The sequence below is a fragment of the Ancylobacter sp. G4_0304 genome, from assembly GCF_047501495.1.
Lineage (GTDB): Bacteria > Pseudomonadota > Alphaproteobacteria > Rhizobiales > Xanthobacteraceae > Ancylobacter.
Genome location: NZ_JAZDRM010000039.1, coordinates 1 through 17194 on the forward strand (window position 1 = coordinate 1; position 17194 = coordinate 17194).

16 protein-coding genes are annotated in these 17194 nt (G+C 68.6%); 15 read left to right on the plus strand and 1 reads right to left on the minus strand.

The annotated features are described in order from the left end of the window. Window positions 1-214: 214 nt before the first annotated feature. The 13 genes from argS to VRZ77_RS18485 all read left to right on the plus strand — a co-directional run bounded on the left by argS (window position 215) and on the right by VRZ77_RS18485 (window position 14009). Window positions 215-1981, plus strand: coding sequence for an arginine--tRNA ligase (gene argS / locus VRZ77_RS18425; RefSeq protein ID WP_414594043.1), 1767 nt, complete (start codon window positions 215-217; stop codon window positions 1979-1981). A gap of 90 nt (window positions 1982-2071) precedes the next feature. Further along, entirely contained in the window at window positions 2072-3814 is a 1743-nt protein-coding gene (locus tag VRZ77_RS18430; RefSeq protein WP_414594044.1) for an SPOR domain-containing protein, read from the plus strand. Between the two features lie 43 nt (window positions 3815-3857). Further along, window positions 3858-4886: a beta-N-acetylhexosaminidase gene (nagZ, locus tag VRZ77_RS18435; protein WP_414594045.1), complete on the plus strand. Its 1029-nt coding sequence runs from the start codon at window positions 3858-3860 to the stop codon at window positions 4884-4886. A gap of 19 nt (window positions 4887-4905) precedes the next feature. Further along, the gene (locus tag VRZ77_RS18440) at window positions 4906-5724 is read left to right on the plus strand and encodes a segregation and condensation protein A (protein WP_414594046.1); all 819 of its coding nucleotides are present in this window, start codon (window positions 4906-4908) and stop codon (window positions 5722-5724) included. Beyond that, complete coding sequence (gene scpB / locus VRZ77_RS18445; protein ID WP_414594047.1) at window positions 5721-6455, plus strand: SMC-Scp complex subunit ScpB; 735 nt, start codon at window positions 5721-5723, stop codon at window positions 6453-6455. The genes VRZ77_RS18440 and scpB overlap by 4 nt, the downstream gene beginning before the upstream one ends. Window positions 6456-6517: 62 nt before the next feature. Continuing rightward, window positions 6518-7597, plus strand: a complete 1080-nt coding sequence (locus VRZ77_RS18450; protein ID WP_414594048.1) for an ABC transporter ATP-binding protein — start codon at window positions 6518-6520, stop codon at window positions 7595-7597. Between the two features lie 67 nt (window positions 7598-7664). Continuing rightward, window positions 7665-7889: a twin-arginine translocase TatA/TatE family subunit gene (locus VRZ77_RS18455; RefSeq protein ID WP_414594049.1), complete on the plus strand. Its 225-nt coding sequence runs from the start codon at window positions 7665-7667 to the stop codon at window positions 7887-7889. Between the two features lie 65 nt (window positions 7890-7954). Then, entirely contained in the window at window positions 7955-8728 is a 774-nt protein-coding gene (gene tatB, locus VRZ77_RS18460) for a Sec-independent protein translocase protein TatB (protein ID WP_414594050.1), read from the plus strand. After that, window positions 8725-9522, plus strand: coding sequence for a twin-arginine translocase subunit TatC (tatC, locus tag VRZ77_RS18465; RefSeq protein WP_414594051.1), 798 nt, complete (start codon window positions 8725-8727; stop codon window positions 9520-9522). The genes tatB and tatC overlap by 4 nt, the downstream gene beginning before the upstream one ends. Before the next feature lie 35 nt (window positions 9523-9557). Next, window positions 9558-11036, plus strand: a complete 1479-nt coding sequence (gene serS / locus VRZ77_RS18470; RefSeq protein ID WP_414594052.1) for a serine--tRNA ligase — start codon at window positions 9558-9560, stop codon at window positions 11034-11036. A gap of 122 nt (window positions 11037-11158) precedes the next feature. Beyond that, window positions 11159-11923, plus strand: a complete 765-nt coding sequence (surE, locus tag VRZ77_RS18475) for a 5'/3'-nucleotidase SurE (RefSeq protein ID WP_414594053.1) — start codon at window positions 11159-11161, stop codon at window positions 11921-11923. 18 nt (window positions 11924-11941) lie between these two features. Next, window positions 11942-12595, plus strand: a complete 654-nt coding sequence (locus tag VRZ77_RS18480) for a protein-L-isoaspartate(D-aspartate) O-methyltransferase (protein ID WP_414594054.1) — start codon at window positions 11942-11944, stop codon at window positions 12593-12595. A gap of 124 nt (window positions 12596-12719) precedes the next feature. Further along, window positions 12720-14009 carry a peptidoglycan DD-metalloendopeptidase family protein gene (locus VRZ77_RS18485; protein ID WP_414594055.1) on the plus strand — a complete coding sequence of 430 codons (1290 nt, stop codon included), beginning with the start codon at window positions 12720-12722 and terminating at the stop codon, window positions 14007-14009. 75 nt (window positions 14010-14084) lie between these two features. Here VRZ77_RS18485 and VRZ77_RS18490 read toward each other — a convergent pair whose 3' ends face one another. After that, window positions 14085-14966 (minus strand): ATP-binding protein, encoded by an 882-nt coding sequence (locus tag VRZ77_RS18490; protein WP_414594056.1) that lies wholly within the window; start codon window positions 14964-14966, stop codon window positions 14085-14087. A 211-nt stretch (window positions 14967-15177) separates the two neighbouring features. On the opposite strand from VRZ77_RS18490, the gene yajC reads away from it, so the two are divergent. Beyond that, window positions 15178-15516, plus strand: a complete 339-nt coding sequence (yajC, locus tag VRZ77_RS18495) for a preprotein translocase subunit YajC (RefSeq protein ID WP_414594057.1) — start codon at window positions 15178-15180, stop codon at window positions 15514-15516. 76 nt (window positions 15517-15592) lie between these two features. Further along, window positions 15593-17191: a protein translocase subunit SecD gene (secD, locus tag VRZ77_RS18500; protein ID WP_414594058.1), complete on the plus strand. Its 1599-nt coding sequence runs from the start codon at window positions 15593-15595 to the stop codon at window positions 17189-17191. The last annotated feature ends 3 nt before the right edge of the window (window positions 17192-17194 follow it).

Sequence of the window (17194 nt, forward strand, 5' to 3'; positions counted from 1 at the left end):
GGCAAAGCCACCCAAACCCACCAGGGAGAAGCCACGAAACTTGACCGCCACCTGACCGCCGACCACCATCAGCCCGGGTCAATTCTCAGTGGAAATCCAGGGTCAGTTCTTCGCGGAAATCAACACCGCCCTTTCTTTGACTTGCGCGGCGAACTGCGGTAGCGGCAGCGGCCCTTCGGAACCTGTGGGCCAGCCGTGCCGGGAGCCGTTTCAGATGAACCTGTTCGCCCTTTTCGCCGATCATGTCCGCGCCGCGCTGGATGACCTCGCTCGCGAGGGCGCGCTGCCCGCCGGCCTCGACGCCGCGCGCGTCGTGGTCGAGCCCCCGCGCGATGCCAGCCATGGCGATCTGGCGACCAACGCCGCCATGGTGCTCGCCAAGGACGCCGGGATGAAGCCGCGCGACCTTGCGGAGCAGCTGGCGGCGAAGCTTTCGGCGCTTCCCGATGTGGCGCGCGTCGACATCGCCGGGCCGGGCTTCATCAACATCGCGCTGGCCCCGACCTGGTGGCCGCGCGTGCTCGCCGCCGCGCTTGAGGGCGGGCGCGATTTCGGCCGCTCCGACCTCGGCGCCGGGGTGAAGATGAATGTCGAATATGTCTCGGCCAACCCCACCGGCCCGATGCATGTCGGCCATTGCCGCGGCGCGGTGTTCGGCGACGCGCTGGCAAACCTGCTGGCCTTCGCCGGTTTCGACGTCACCCGCGAATATTACATCAACGACGCCGGTGCGCAGGTCGACGTGCTCGCCCGCTCGGCCTATCTGCGCTACCGCGAAGCGCTGGGCGAGGCGATCACCATCCCCGAGGGCCTGTATCCGGGCGATTATCTGGTGCCCGTCGGCAAGGCGCTGGTGGTCAAGTATGGCAACACGCTGCTCGGCAAGGACGAGGCGGAATGGCTGCCGCTGGTCAAGGACGCCGCCATCGATGCCATGATGGCGATGATCCGGCAGGACCTCGCCACGCTCGACATCCATCACGACGTGTTCTTCTCCGAGCGCACGCTGCACGCCCGCAAGGATGGCCAGCCCAGCATCATCGACGGCATGCTGGCGACGCTGCGCGCCCGCGATCTGGTCTATGAGGGCCGCCTCCAGCCGCCCAAGGGCCAGCCGGTCGAGGATTGGGAGGACCGCGAGCAGACCCTGTTTCGGGCCACCCAGTTCGGGGATGACGTCGACCGTCCGCTGATGAAGTCCGACGGCGCCTATACTTATTTCGCTGCCGACATCGCCTATCACAAGGACAAGTTCGACCGCGGCTTCACCCGCATGATCGACGTCTGGGGCGCCGACCATGGCGGCTATGTCAAGCGCATGCAGGCGGCGGTGAAGGCCGCGACCGATGGCGCGGGCAGCCTCGATGTCGAGCTGTGCCAGCTCGTGCGCCTCTTGCGCAATGGCGAGCCGGTGAAGATGTCGAAGCGCGCCGGTGACTTCGTGACGTTACGTGATGTGGTGGATGAAGTCGGCCGCGACGCGGTGCGCTTCATGATGCTGAACCGCAAGAACGATGCGGTGCTCGACTTCGACCTCGCCAAGGTGATCGAGCAGACCCGCGACAACCCGGTGTTCTATGTCCAGTACGCCCATGCGCGGGCGGCCTCGATCCTGCGCAACGCGAAGCTCGCCTATCCCGACCTGCCCGGCGAAGCATCCGCCTTCGCGGGCGCCGATCTTTCCCTGCTGACCGATGAAGGCGAGATCGGTCTCGCGCGTCTCATCGCGAACTATCCGCGAATCGTCGAGCAGGCCGCAACGGCACGCGAGCCGCACCGTCTGGCGTTCTACCTCTACGATCTTGCCAGCGCCCTGCATGGACAGTGGAATCGCGGAAAAGACTTGCCTCATTTACGCTTCATTATCGAAGATGATCGAAAGTCGACTTATGCGCGGCTGGCTCTCGTTCATGCCGTTGCGCTGATCATCGCTTCAGGCCTTGGCGTCCTCGGAGTCGGTGCTCCCGAAGAAATGCGGTAAGCGCGGCACGCAGCCTTTCGTGCGGCCCGCTGCCATCAGGTCCCCAACGGGGTGGTTTAAGTCACGCGACGCAGCGAGCAGGTTCGAGACATGGGCAACGAGACGACGCGTTACCGGCAGGACGACGCCTTTGGCCAGCGTTCCGCCGAGGAACGGCATGCCGCCGAGGACCCGCTTGCCGAACTGGCCCGCCTGATGGGTCAGGATGACGAGTTCGCCGCGCTGGCCCGCTCGGCGCCGCGCCCGGCCGCTCCCGTGCGGCGCGAGCCCTCGCTTGGTGCGCCGCCGCCCCGCCCGGCGGCCCCGTCGCGACCTGCCGCCCCGCCGTATCCCGCCGCGCCGCGCTCTTCGGCTCCCGCGCCGCGCGCTCCGGCCGCGCCGGGCTCCTTCGCCGCGCTGGCGGCCGAAGTCTATTCCGATGGCACCCCGCGTCCGGTGCCGCGCTCCGAGCGGCATTCGCTTGAGGACGCCGCGCGCGATCTCAATCGCGGCTTTGCCCGTTCCGAGCCCCGCGCTCCCGAACCTCGTGCTCCGGAGCCCCGTGCGCCCGAACCCCGTGCGCCGGAGTCGCGCTCCTACATGCCGCCGCGTCCGCAGCCGACGGAATCGCGGCTGAGCGCGCCGTCGGTCGATCCGATGTCGCGCGGCGTCGAGCGTGGCCGCGTCGCTTCCGCCGGCGTCGATGCGGTGTCGCAGGCGCTGGGCCAGCCCTTCGCCGCCGAGCCGCCCATAGCCCGTGCCCCGCGCGCTCCCGAGCCGGCTCCTATGGTCGCCCGCCCGGCACCCGCCCGTCCGGCCGAGCCGCGCCCGCTCGATCTGGACGAGGAGGCCTATGATTACGGCCGTTCCGCCGTCGAGGATGCCGGTTATGGCGCCGATGGACAGGAAGGCTTCGACGAGCGCTACGAGCCGGAAGAGGCCGAGGACACCACGCCGCGCAGCAGCCGCCGTCTCGCGGTGATCGGTACCGTGATCGGTCTCGCGGTTATCGGCGCCGCCGGCGTCTATGCTTTCCGCTCCTCGGATTCCGGGCCGGTGGCCTCGGGTGGCCAGCCGCCGGTGATCCGCGCCGACCAGGGGCCGAACAAGGTGGTTCCCGAGCCCTCCACCGAGACGTCCACTGACGGCCAGAAGCTGATCTATGATCGTGTGGGCGGCAACACGCCGACCGGCAATGAGCGCGTGGTGTCGAGCGAGGAGCAGCCGGTCGATGTCTCGCAGGCCGCCCAGCCGCAGCAGCCGCGCGTGATCCAGCCCGCGACCGGTGCCTCCCCGACCCCGGTGCAGCCGAATTCCACCGAGCCCAAGCGCGTGCGTACCCTCACCGTGCGCGCCGACGGCTCGATCGTCGAGGACGCCTCGCCGACCCCGGTGCCGGGCGCCCCCGCCACCGTCGCCCCGACCGCGCAGCCGACCACCAACGCACCGATCGCGCTGAGCTCGGGCACCGCCGCCCCGATCAACACCAGCCCGACCCCGCTCGCGGCGACGCCCTCGATCGTCGACAACGTGCCGGCCGCCGCGCCGCGTGCGCCGACCCAGACCGCCGCCGCGCCGGCCCCCAGCGCCACTCCGGCGCCGGCCGGTGCCTATGTGGTCCAGATCGCCTCCGTGCGCTCCGAGGCCGAGGCGCAGGCGACCTGGCGCGCCTGGCAGTCCAAGTATCCGAACGTGCTCGGCGGCCAGCAGATGGCGGTCCGTCGCGCCGATCTCGGCGACCGTGGCGTCTACTACCGTGCGCAGGTCGGCTCCTTCGCCAATCGCGAGGATGCCAACGCGCTGTGCCAGGCCCTGCGTGCGCAGGGCGGGGACTGCATGGTTCAGCGTAACTGAGCCGGCGGCCTTCCGGCCACCGCTCCAGACACGGCATATCGTCATGACCGCATTTCCCGCGCCGCGCGCCTTCATCTCGGGGTGCGCCGGCACCGTGCTCGCGCCTGAGGAAGAGACGTTCTTCCGCGAGGCCGCGCCCTGGGGCCTCATCCTGTTCCGCCGCAATGTCGAGAGCCCGGCGCAGGTGCGCGCTCTGGTCGAGACGTTCCGCGCCGTGGTCGGCCGCCCCGACGCGCCGGTGCTGATCGATCAGGAGGGCGGGCGCGTGCAGCGGCTCGGTCCGCCGCATTGGCCGGTCTATCCCCCAGCGGCAGTGTTTTCCGGTATGGCGGAAGCGGGCGATGCGGCGCGCGCGGCCGAGGCGGCGCGTCTGGGCGCGCGGCTGATGGCACGGGACCTTGCCGAACTCGGCATCACCGTCGACTGCGTGCCCTGCGCCGACCTGCGCCTGCCCGAAGGCCATGGCATCATCGGCGACCGCGCCTATGGCTCCACGCCGAAAGCGGTGGCGAGGCTCGCCCGCGCGGCGGCGGAGGGGCTGGTGAGCGGGGGCGTGCTGCCGGTGCTCAAGCACATACCCGGCCATGGCCGCGCGCGCGCCGACAGCCATGAGAGCCTGCCGGTGGTCGAGACCTCGCGGGCCGAGCTGGAGTCGACCGATTTCGAGGCGTTCCGGCTGCTCAACGATCTGCCGCTCGGCATGACGGCCCATGTGGTCTACACCGCCATCGACCCCGAGCGCCCGGCCACCACTTCAGCGCGCGTCATCACTGAGATCATTCGCGGCCACATCGGCTTCGACGGCGCGCTGATGAGCGACGACCTCTCCATGGGCGCGCTCGCCGGCTCGCTGGCCTCGCGGGCGGAAGCCTCGTTCGCGGCCGGCTGCGACCTTGCCCTGCACTGCAACGGCAAGCTCGACGAGATGGCCGAGGTCGCCTCGCGCACGCCCGTGCTGGCGGGTGAAGCGGCCCGGCGCTGCGCCGCCGCGCTTTCCCGGCTCCAGCCGCCGGCGCGAATCGAGCAAATTGAGGCGCGCGCGCATTTTTCGGATATGATCGCGGCATCCTGAACACCAGCCGCCGGTCGAGATGGAACAAAGCCGTTTTGCGTTCGAGGCCGATGACGCGCGCGAGCCCGGCGAGGGCGCGCTCGTGGTCGACGTCGACGGCTTTGAAGGGCCGCTCGACCTGCTGCTGGCGCTGGCGCGCACCCAGAAGGTAGATCTCCACCGCATCTCGATCCTCGAACTCGCCGAGCAGTATCTGCGCTTCGTTGACGAGGCCCGGCGCATCCGCCTGGAACTCGCCGCCGACTATCTGGTGATGGCGGCCTGGCTCGCTTTCCTGAAGTCCCGCCTGCTGCTGCCCGATCCGCCGAAGGAAGACGGCCCAAGCGGCGCCGATCTGGCGGCCGATCTGGCCGAAAGACTGCGCCGGCTGGAGCGCATCCGCTCCGCCGCCGCGCATCTGGCCACCCGCGACCGTGTGGGCCATCAGGTGTTCCTGCGCGGCGCGCCGGAACGGCTCGACCGCCCGGTCGGTCATGTCTACGAGGCCAATCTCTACGACCTGCTCGCCGCCTATGGCGCGCAGCGCCAGAAGAACGCGCTCTCGCAGGTGCGCTTCGCCCCGCGCAATGTCATCTCGCTGGCGGATGCACGCGAGCGGCTGGAGCGGTTGATCGGACGGCTGGCTTTTGCCGGCGAGTGGGCACGGCTCGACGGCTTCCTGCTCAACTGGATCGCCGATCCGAAGATGCGCGCCACCGCGCTCGCCTCAGGCTTCTCCGCCACGCTGGAAATGGTGCGCGAAGGACTGATCGACGTGCAGCAGGAGGATGCCTTCGCACCGATCTGGATACGCGCGCGGTCTGGCAAGGCGTCCGGGCCGGCGGGGGAGGGCGCGTGAGCGCGGAAGCGGCGCGCGCGCCGCTTCCTGACGACGAGGAGCCGGAGATCGCCATGGTCGGCGAGCGTCCGCTGGCGCTGCGCCTGCTGGAGGCGATGCTGTTCGCCGCCGGCGAGCCGCTCGGCGAGGATGTGATGGCTTCCCGCCTGCCGGAGGGCGCGGACCTACCGGCGCTGCTGTCGCGCCTGTCGTCGGAATATGCCCCGCGCGGTGTGAACCTCGTGCGCGTCGCCGGCAAGTGGATGCTGCGTACCGCCCCCGACCTCGGCTTCCTGCTGGCCCGCGACAAGCCGGAGCCGCGCCGGCTCTCCCGCGCCGCGCTGGAGACGCTGGCGATCATCGCCTATCACCAGCCGGCGACGCGGGCGGAGATCGAGGAGATACGCGGCGTCTCCACCAATAAGGGAACGCTTGACGTGCTGCTGGAGTCCGGCTGGATCCGCATGCGCGGGCGCCGCCGCAGTCCGGGTCGGCCCGTGACCTACGGCACCACCGAGACCTTTCTGGTGCATTTCGGGCTGGAGGCGATCCGCGACCTGCCGGGGCTGGATGAGCTGCGCGGCACCGGCTTCATCGATTCCCGCGTCTCGGCCGGGCTCATCGTGCCGTTGCCGAGCGACGATGCCGGGCTTCAGGACGACGAAGACCCGCTGGAGCCGGAATTCGACCTCTCCTTCGCCCCGGAGCCCGAGGGCGAGGAGGAGGACGGGCCGCCCGACGCCGGGACTTGACGGCACGCCGCTGCGAGCCGAAACCCGTGACGCGGCGGTCAAGGCGAGCGGAAGGGTCGATCATGCAGGAAATGCTGGCGCGCACGCCGGTCTCCATGGCCAGCCGGCTGGTGATCGATGAGGTTCGTCATCACTATGGCGAGAAGGAAGCGGTGCGCGGCATCTCGCTCACGGTCGAGCCGGGCGAAATCCTGTGCCTGCTCGGCGCCTCGGGCTGCGGCAAGACCACGCTGCTGCGCCTGATCGCCGGCATCGAGCGGCCGAGCGCGGGCCGTATTCTGCTGGACCGCATGGTGGTGGCCGGGCCGGATAGCTTCGTGCCGCCGGAGCAGCGCAATATCGGGCTGGTGTTCCAGGACTATGCGCTGTTCCCGCATTTGACCAATCTGGAGAATGTCGCCTTCGGCCTGCGCCGCCTGACCCGTGCCGAGGGGCTTGAGCAAGCGCGGCTCGCGCTGCGCCGCATGCGGCTGGAGCGCTATGCCGACGCCTTTCCCCACGCACTTTCCGGCGGCGAGCAGCAGCGCGTGGCGCTGGCGCGGGCGCTGGTGCCGCGTCCTGGCATTCTCCTGATGGATGAGCCGTTCTCCGGCCTCGACAGCCGGCTGCGCGGGGCGGTGCGCGCCGAGACGCTGAACGTGCTGCGTGAGGCGGGCGCCACCTGCATCATCGTGACCCACGATCCCGAGGAGGCGATGCGCCTAGGCGATCGCATCGCGCTGATGCGGCGCGGCCAGCTGGTACAGGCCGGGACGCCCGAGCAGCTCTACCGCGCGCCGGTCGATCTGGAGGTCGCGCGATTCTTCTGCGAGATCAATGAGGTGGGTGGCCGCGTCTCCGGTGGGCGCATCGAAACGGCGCTCGGCAGCTTCGCCGCGCCGGGGCTGGTGGAGGGAGCGGATGCGGTTGCGGCCATTCGTCCGCAGGGTGTCGATCTGCGGGCGCTGGGATCGGGCGTGCCGGGACGGGTCATCGCCCACAAATTCCTCGGAGAGCTGGATTTCTATGAGGTGGCGGCGCAGGGGCTGGACCATCCGCTGGTGGTGCGGCGCCGCGCCCGCGCGGGCCTAGCCTGTGGGCATAACGTGGGTGTGCACATAGATCCGGCAGAGGTTCTTGTCTTCGCCGCAACCGGGCCCTAGTGTCCGTTCTGAATTGAGGCGCGCCGTCGCGAGGGGCCGGCCGCGTGCCTATGAGGGAGTTTTGACTATGGGTTCACTGAGCATCTGGCATTGGATCATCGTGCTGGTGGTCGTTCTGCTCCTCTTCGGTCGCGGCAAGCTGTCGGAGCTGATGGGCGATGCCGCCAAGGGCATCAAGGCGTTCAAGAAGGGCATGGCCGACGACGAGGCCCCGCCCGCGAAGCCGGCGGAGCCGGTCCGCTCGCTCGACCATCAGGCCAGCGTCGACGCCGAGCGCACCAAGGTCGGCTGATTCCCGTGCATCGGGACCCTATCGGATCGGAGAGGGGCCGTGCTGACGCGGCCTCGGCGTGACTCATGTTGGATATCGGCTGGTCCGAGTTCTTGGTGATCGGCGTCGTCGCGCTTGTCGTGATCGGCCCGAAGGAATTGCCGGGCGTGCTGCGCACCGTCGGCAAGTCCGTGGGAAAGCTGCGCCGTATGGCCGGCGAATTTCAGGGGCAGTTCCAGGAGGCGCTGCGCGAGGCCGACCTCGCCGACCTCAAGAAGGACCTGACCGGCTTCGCCGACGACGCGCGGGGCACTGTCAGCAGCTTCGTGGACGACACGAAGAACAGCATCTCCGGCGCGCTGCCCTCCAACCCGCTGCTCGACATCGAGAGCGAGCTGAAGGCGGCGACCACCGGGGTCGAGCGCGCGGACCTGCCGTCCGCCGACCCGGTGCAGGCGCAGTTGCCCGAGCCGACCGAGCTGGAGAGCAACGCCTTCGAGACCATCGAGGACGAGGTGCGCAACGCCGCCGCCAAGCTTGGCACCCCGTCCAGCATGCCGCCCGCAATCCCGGCGACGCCCGCGCCCACCGTTGCCGCCGCGCCGGCTGCGGCGCCTGCTCCGGCTGAGAAGCCCAAGCGGGTGCGCAAGGCCACGGAGCCGGCCGCCGGCGGGGATGCGGCCCCTACGCCCGCCTCCAAGCCGAAGCGCGTGCGCGCGCCCAAGGTTTCCCCCGTCGAGCCCGAGGTGACGGAAGCGGTCGCCGCGCTGGACGGCGCCGCCCCCGAAACGCCCGCCAAGCCCCGGCGCAAGCCGCGCGTCAAGGCGCCGGGCAGCAATGATGAGGGCCCGGCGGCATGAGCCAGGATGATATCGACGCCTCCAAGGCGCCGCTGATCGAGCATCTGATCGAGCTGCGCACGCGGCTGATCAAGTCGCTGATCGCGTTTTTCATCGCGTTCTTCGCCTGCTTCATGCTGGGCAAGTACATCTACAACATCCTGCTCTGGCCCTATGAGTTCGCGGCGGGCGGCACTGAGCATGTGAAGCTGATCTACACCGCGCCGCAGGAATTCCTGTTCACGCAGATCAAGCTCGGCATGTTCGGCGCGGCGTTCATCTCGTTCCCGGTGGTGGCGACGCAGGTCTACATGTTCGTCGCGCCGGGGCTCTACAAGCATGAGCGCGGCGCCTTCGCGCCCTATCTGGTGGCGACGCCGGTGTGCTTCCTCATTGGCGCGGCCTTCGTCTATTTCGTCGCCATGCCACTGGCGATGACCTACTTCCTGTCGATGCAGCAGCTTGCCGGGCCCGGCGCGGCGGAAATCTCGATGCTGCCGCAGGTCAGCGAATATCTGTCGCTGATCATGACGCTGATCCTCGCCTTCGGCCTGTGCTTCCAGCTTCCGGTGATCCTCACCCTGCTGGCGCAGGTCGGGGTGGTGGGCTCGGCGCAGCTCAGGAAATTCCGGCGCTACGCCATTGTCGGCGTGTTCATCGCGGCTGCGGTGCTCACCCCGCCGGACGTGGTGAGCCAGTTCGCTCTGGCGATCCCGACCCTGCTCCTCTATGAGGTCTCGGTCTACCTCGTGCGCATGGTCGAGAAGAAGCGCGCGGCGGCGGAACAGGCCGGGGATGAAAGCCCCGCCGCCTGAGGGCTTAACGGCAGGTCTTTCAAGGACGGACTTCCATGCACGACATCAAATGGATCCGCGAGGAACCGCAGGGTCTCGTTGACGCATTGGTACGGCGCGGCACGCCGGAATCCGAGGCGCGGTCGCTGGTGGAATCGTTGCTCTCGCTGGACGAGACGCGCCGCGCCGGCATCGTGAAGCTGGAAGAGCTGCAGGCCCGCCGCAACGCCGCCTCCAAGGAGATCGGCGCCGCCAAGAAGGCCGGCGACAACTCGCTGGCCGAGGTGCTGATGGCCGAGGTCGGCAAGCTCAAGACCGACATTCCCGAGCTGGAAGCGACGGTGAAGAAGGCCGAGGACGAGCTGCGCGACAAGCTCGCCGCGATCCCCAATGTTCCGCTGCCCGAGGTGCCGCTTGGCGCCGACGAGCACGACAATGTCGAAGTGCCGGCCCGGCGGTACAGTGAGCCGCGCAGCTATGGCTTTGCGCCCAAGCAGCATTTCGAGATCGGCGAGGCCCTTGGCCAGATGGATTTCGAGGCCGCGGCCAAGCTCTCCGGCGCCCGCTTCGTGGTGCTGAAGAACAAGCTGGCGCGGCTTGAGCGCGCTATCGGCCAATTCTTCCTCAACACCCATGTCGAGGAACACGGCCTGACCGAGGTCGCCCCGCCGGTTCTGGTGAAGGACGAGGCGATGTTCGGCACCGCGCAACTGCCGAAGTTCCGGGATGATCAGTTCTTGGCGACGGGGGATGCCGCGTCGCCTGCAAATGTGACCCGTAAGGTTATCGAGGCGTTTGATAGCGACTTTACCTTCCATGTGGACGATCAAAAGCGCTTGGCAGGGCGCGTCCGTACTGGAGGCGATGAGGATGATAATTGGCGGCGCCGCGTGCACTCTATCGGCGATGACATCGAGCAAAATGTTGGTCACCTCTGGCTCATCCCCACCGCCGAAGTGCCGCTGACCAACCTCGTCGCCAACGCCATCCTCTCCGAGGAGGAACTACCGCTGCGCCTCACCGCGCTCACCCCGTGCTTCCGGGCCGAGGCGGGGTCGGCGGGGCGGGATACGCGCGGCATGATCCGCCAGCACCAGTTCAACAAGGTGGAGATGGTCACCATCTGCACCCCAGAGAATTCGCCGGCCGAGCAGGAGCGCATGCTCGACTGCGCGCAGAACGTGCTGAAGAAGCTCGACCTGCCGCACCGTGTGATGACGCTGTGCACGGGCGACATGGGCTTTGCCTCGGGCAAGACCTATGACATCGAAGTGTGGCTGCCGGGGCAGAACGCGTTCCGCGAAATTTCCTCGGTCTCGACCTGCACCGATTTCCAGGCGCGCCGCATGAATGCGCGCTACCGCCCGTCGGGTGCCAAGGCTCCCCGTTTCCTGCACACGCTGAACGGCTCGGGCGTCGCGGTCGGCCGCGCCATGGTCGCGGTGCTGGAGACCTACCAGAATGCCGACGGCTCGGTGACGGTGCCGGACGTGCTGGTGCCCTATATGGGCGGGCTGAAGACGATCGAGGCGTGATCAAAGCCGTCATCCCGGAAGCGCCATAGGGGGCTATCCGGGATCGCGGAAACATTGGAGAGCGATCCCGGCTCTGCGGCTTCCGTCCGCCGGGATGACGTCAAAACGAATGGACGGCGGGCATGCGCATTCTGGTCACCAATGATGACGGCATCCACGCGCCGGGGCTGGACGCCTGCGCGAACATCGCCCGCGCGCTGTCGGACGATGTGTGGGTGGTGGCGCCGGAAACCGACCAGTCCGGCGTCTCGCATTCGCTCTCGCTGTCGGATCCGCTGCGCCTGCGCCAAGTCGCGGAGAAGCGCTTCGCGGTGAGGGGCACGCCGACCGACTGCGTGATCATGGCGGTGCGCCACATCATGAAGGACGCCAGGCCCGACCTCGTGCTCTCCGGCGTCAATCGCGGGCAGAACGTGGCCGAGGATGTCGGCTATTCCGGCACGGTGGCCGGCGCCATGGAAGGCACGGTGCTCGGCATTCCCTCCATCGCGCTGTCGCAGGCCTATGGCTTCGAGACCCGCAGCGCGCCGCCCTATACGGTGGCCGAGCATTTCGGCCCCGGCGTGGTGCGCGAACTGCTGGACGAGGGCATCCCGCCCGGCATCGTGCTCAATGTGAACTTCCCGAACCGGCCCATCGACCAGGTGAAGGGCGTGGCGATCACCGCGCAAGGCCGTCGCGATCAGGACCTGATCCGCATCGAGCCGCGCGCCGACGGGCGCGGCAATCCCTATTACTGGATCGCTTTCGAGAAGCGCATCTTCGAGACCGTGAACGGCTCGGATCTCCACGCGCTGGATGAAGGCCGCATCTCGGTGACGCCACTGCGCCTCGACATGACCGACGAGCCGATGATGACGCAGCTCGCCCGGCGCTTCGCGCGCTGAACGGGGCAGGGGGTGAGTGTGGCGGCGGCGAAGGACGAGGCGGTCGAGCGGGCCGAGCTGCTGCTGTCGCTGCGCAAGCGCGGCATACGCGACCGGCTGGTGATGCGCGCCTTCGAGCAGGTGCCGCGCGAGCGCTTCATCGAACCGCCGTTCCGCCCGCTGGCCTGGGCCGACCAAGCGCTGCCGATCGATTGCGGCCAGTCGATCAGCCAGCCCTCGGTGCTGGCGCTCGCCACCGAGTCGCTGGACCTGACGCCGGCCCACAGCGTGCTGGAGATCGGCACCGGCAGCGGCTACTACGCCGCCATTCTCGGCTCGATCGCCCGCCATGTCGTCACGGTCGAGCGCTACCGCACCCTCGTCCATGCCAGCGCGGTGCGTCTGCGCCAGATCGGCCTTGCCAATGTCGAGGTGGTGCATGGCGACGGCCGGCTCGGCCATCCTACGCGCGCGCCCTATGACCGGATCGTGATCAGCGCGGCGGTGCGCGAGGTTCCGCCCGCGCTGCTCGCCCAGCTCGCCCCTGACGGCGTGCTGATCGCGCCCGTTGGGCCGCCGGACGAAACGCAGATGCTGACCCGCTTCGCGCCCGGCCCGTCCGGCCTCACGCGCCGCGACCTCGCCCCGGTGCGCTTCGTGCCCTTGCTGGCCGGCGTCGCCTCGGTGCTTTAAGGCCCGGCACTTCAATACCTTGCCGCGAAATTGCCGTGCTGCGTGCTTTTGCGTGGCGGATTTAAGCCGACGTTTACCTATACGCGGCTTTAATTCACGGGTGTTTAGCGTTCGGGTGTGTGCGATGCGTAGCTTCCTGTCGACGTCGGGGTCCCAGTCGTTCATGCGTCTGTCGATCGTCGCCCTTCTCGGGGGATCGGCGGCCGCGTGCAGCTCGGATGTCTCACGTTTCAGCAATCCCAATGCCAGCCCCTTCGCCAGCCAGGGCGCCCCAACCTATACCGGTTCGGTCGCGAGCGCCCCCACCGGCGCTGTTCAGGGCGGCCCGATCAATGCTCCGGCCCCGCAGCAGGTGGCAAGCGCCTATCCCGGCCCGTACGGCGCCTCGGCCGCGCCCGCCGGCTATGGTGCGCCGCAGGCCGCTGCTCCGGTCGCTTCCGCCCCTGTCGGCGCCACGACGCCCTATATCTCGCCGAACTATGCCGCTCATGTGCCGGCCCAGACGCAGCAGGCGCTCTATGGCAGCCAGCCGGTCGCCGCCGCGCAGCAGGCCGTCGCCGGCGCCCCGGCGCAGCTTTCCGCGGCCGCCCAGCCGGCGCGCAACGCGGTGCAGAACACCGTCAACCAGACCAATACGCAGCTCCGCACGGCGAGCGCGGCCGCGGGCGCCCATGTCGTCACCAGCGGCCAGACGCTCTCCTCGCTGTCCCGCCAGTATGGCGTCTCGCGCGCCGAGCTCGCCGCCGCCAACGGGCTCGACCCGAACGCCTCTGTGCGCATCGGCCAGAAGCTGAACATTCCGGGTGCAGCCACTACGGCCGTCGCCGCCGCGACTCCGAAGGCGACGCAGGCGGTCGTTGCGGCCGTTCCGGCCGCCGCCAAGCCCGTTGTCGCTGCGGCGACGCCGGCCGTCACCACCGCGGCGACGCAGGCCGTGGCGGGCGCCGCTCCCGCCGCCCTGGCCGAACCCAAGGCGCAGACAATCGCCGCCGTGAAGCCCGCGCAATCCGCCGATGACGTGCGTACCGACAGCGGGGTGCAGTTCCGCTGGCCGGTGCGCGGGCGCGTGATTTCGGGCTTCGGCCCCAAGCCGGGCGGCCAGCAGAACGAGGGCATCAACGTCTCGGTGCCGGAAGGTACGGCGGTGAAGGCCGCCGAGGACGGCGTGGTCGCCTATGCCGGCAGCGAACTCAAGGGCTACGGCAACCTCGTCCTGATCAAGCATGCCGATGGCTGGGTGACCGCCTATGCCCACAACAGCACGCTCGACGTGAAGAAGGGCGACACCGTCAAGCGCGGCCAGGTGATCGCCAAGGCCGGCCAGACCGGCTCGGTGACCTCGCCGCAGGTGCACTTCGAAATCCGCAAGGGCTCGCAGCCGGTCGATCCGTCCCAGCACCTCGCCGGGCTCTGATCGCACCGCCGATCTTTCTGACAGAAAAAGGGGAGAGAGGGCCGATGCCGTCTCTCCCCTTTTCGCGTTTGACGCTTAGGACGCAGCGAGCGGTACGCCGAGGCGGCCGGCGAGGTCCTGAACATACTGCCACGCCGTGCGGCCGGAGCGGGCGCCGCGCGTGGTCGACCATTCCAGCGCCTCGCGGCGAAGCTCGTCCGGTTCGATTGGGATGTGGAAATGGGCGACATAGCCCTCCACCATCGCCAGATAGTCGTCCTGGCTGCATTTGTGGAAGCCGAGCCACAGGCCGAAGCGGTCGGAGAGCGAGACCTTCTCCTCCACCGCCTCTCCGGGGTTGATCGCGGTCGAGCGCTCGTTCTCCACCATCTCGCGCGCGAGGATGTGGCGGCGGTTCGAGGTGGCGTAGAAGATCACATTGTCCGGCCGGCCCTCGATACCGCCCTCCAGCACCGCCTTGAGCGACTTATAGGAGGTATCGTCGGCATCGAAGGACAGGTCGTCGCAGAACACCACGAATCGGAACGGCGAGCCGCGCATCAGCGCCATCAGCGCCGGCAGGGTCTCGATGTCCTCGCGGTGAATCTCGACCAGCTTGATCGGCAGCTTGCCGTCCTTCGCCATCTCCTCGTTCACCGAGGCGTGGGAGGCCTTGACCAGAGAGCTCTTGCCCATGCCCCGCGCGCCCCACAGCAGCGCGTTGTTGGCGGGCAGACCGCGGGCGAAGCGCATCGTGTTGTCGACCAGCAGGTCGCGCGTGCGGTCGATGCCGCGCAGCAGCTCCATGTCGACCTTGGAGACGCGCGGCACCGGCTCCAGCCGGCGCTCGTCCGCCTGCCAGATGAAGGCGTCGGCGGCGGTGACATCGGCCTGCTCCGTGCGGGCGGGGGCGAGGCGTTCAAGCGCCTCCGCGATGCGGGTGAGGACGGCGCCGAGATTGTGCGGTGTGTGGGTCATGGTCGGGCTCCTTGCCGGACCGGACATACCCACAGGCGAGGAGGGCGGCAAGGCGGGAGAGTGCGGGGATTTCGGGGCGGGCGAGGGGTTTTCACAACCGTGACCGGCACGGGTGCGGAGGGCGTTTGCAATCGGCAGGCGCGTCAGTATAGTCCGCGCCGTTTCGCCGGGCCTTCCGCCCGCCTAATTTCGACGGACTCAAGGAACCCACATGTTCATCACGCCCGCTTATGCGCAGGCCGGTGCCGCCGGCGGCACCGACATGCTGATGTCGCTGCTGCCCTTCGTGCTGATCTTCGTCATCATGTATTTCCTCATTCTGCGTCCGCAGCAGAAGAAGGTGAAGGCGCACCAGGAGCTGGTGAAGGGCATTCGCCGCGGCGATACCGTCGTCACCTCGGGCGGCCTGATCGGCAAGGTTGCGCGCGTGATCGACGACAGCGAGATCGAGCTGCAGGTGTCCGAGGGCGTGAAGATCCGCCAGCTCCGCGGCATGATTTCCGACGTGCGCGCCAAGGGCGAGCCCGCCAAGGAAGACAGCGCCGACTGAGGCGCCCAGTGGGGGCGTCCATTCGGGCGTCCCTCCGGCTGACGCCTGCTTCGGGTGAGCGCCCGGAAAGAACGACATGCTCTACTTTTCCAAATGGAAGGCGCTGGCGACCGTGGTGTTCTCCGCGGTCATGTGCCTGATGATCGTGCCGAGCCTGTTGTCGCCGGCCGCCTATGACAGCCTGCCGGGCTTCCTCCACCGCAAGATCGTGCTGGGCCTCGATCTGCAGGGCGGTTCCTACATCGTCCTTCAGGTTGAACAGGCCGAGGTGCGCAAGGCGCGGCTCGAACAGCTCCGCGACGACGCGCGCCGCGTGCTGCGCGACGCCCGCGTCGGCTATAGCGGCCTGAATATCCAGGGCGATTCGGTGCAGGTCCGCATTCGCGAGGGCCAGGACGCGGAAGCGGCCTTCACCCAGCTTCGCACGCTCGCCCAGCCGATCGGCGGCGTGATGGCCTCCAGCGGCCAGCTCGACACCGACGTCACGCGCAACGGCGACGTGATCAGCCTTACCCCGACCGCGACCGGCATCCAGGCCCGCACTATCCAGGCGGTGTCGCAGTCGATCGAGATCGTGCGCAAGCGTATCGACCAGCTCGGCACCACCGAGCCCTCGATCCAGCGCCAGGGCTCGGACCGCATCCAGGTGCAGGTGCCCGGTCTTCAGGATCCGGCGCGCCTCAAGGCGCTGCTTGGCCAGACCGCGCAGCTCTCCTTCCGCCTCGTCGACATGTCGGTCAATCCGCAGCAGGCGCTGCAGACCCGTCCGCCGGCCGGCACGGATATTCTGTACTCGCAGGACCAGCCGCCGGTTCCCTATGTGATCGAGCAGCGGGCTCTGGTTCAGGGCCAGGACCTGACCGACGCGCAGCCGAGCTTTGATCCCAATACCCGCGAGCCGGTCGTCACCTTCCGCTTCAACGCCAATGGCGCGCGCCGCTTCGCCGAGGCGACGCAGCAGAATGTCGGCCGTCCCTTCGCCATCGTGCTCGACAACCAGGTGATTTCCGCCCCGGTGATCCGCGAGCCGATCACCGGTGGTTCCGGCCAGATCAGCGGCAACTTCACTGTCCAGCAGGCCAACGACCTCGCCATCCTGCTGCGCGCCGGCGCGCTGCCGGTGCCGCTGCAGGTGGTGGAAGAGCGGACGGTCGGCCCCGGCCTCGGCGCGGATTCGATCCGTTCGGGCATCATTGCCTCGATCGTCGGCGCGGCGCTGGTTGCCGCCTTCATGATCGCGACCTATGGCCTGTTCGGCGTGATCGCGGTGATCGCCGTGGCGGTGAACGTCGGCATGATCTTCGGCGCGCTCGCCATGCTGGGCGCGACGCTGACCCTGCCGGGCATTGCGGGCGTGGTGCTCACCGTGGGCATCGCGGTCGATTCCAACGTGCTGATCTATGAGCGCATCCGCGAGGAAGCGCGCGCCGGGCGCTCCGCGATATCGGCAATCGATGCCGGCTTCACCCGCGCCCTGGCCACCATCCTCGATTCGAACATCACCACCTTCATCGCGGCGGCGGTGCTGTTCTATATCGGCTCGGGTCCGGTGCGCGGCTTCGCCATCACCTTCGGCATCGGCATCATCACCACGGTGTTCACCGCCTTCACGCTGACCCGCCTGATGGTGGCGCTCTGGGTGCGCTGGAAGCGTCCCCAGCGCGTGCCGATCTGAGAA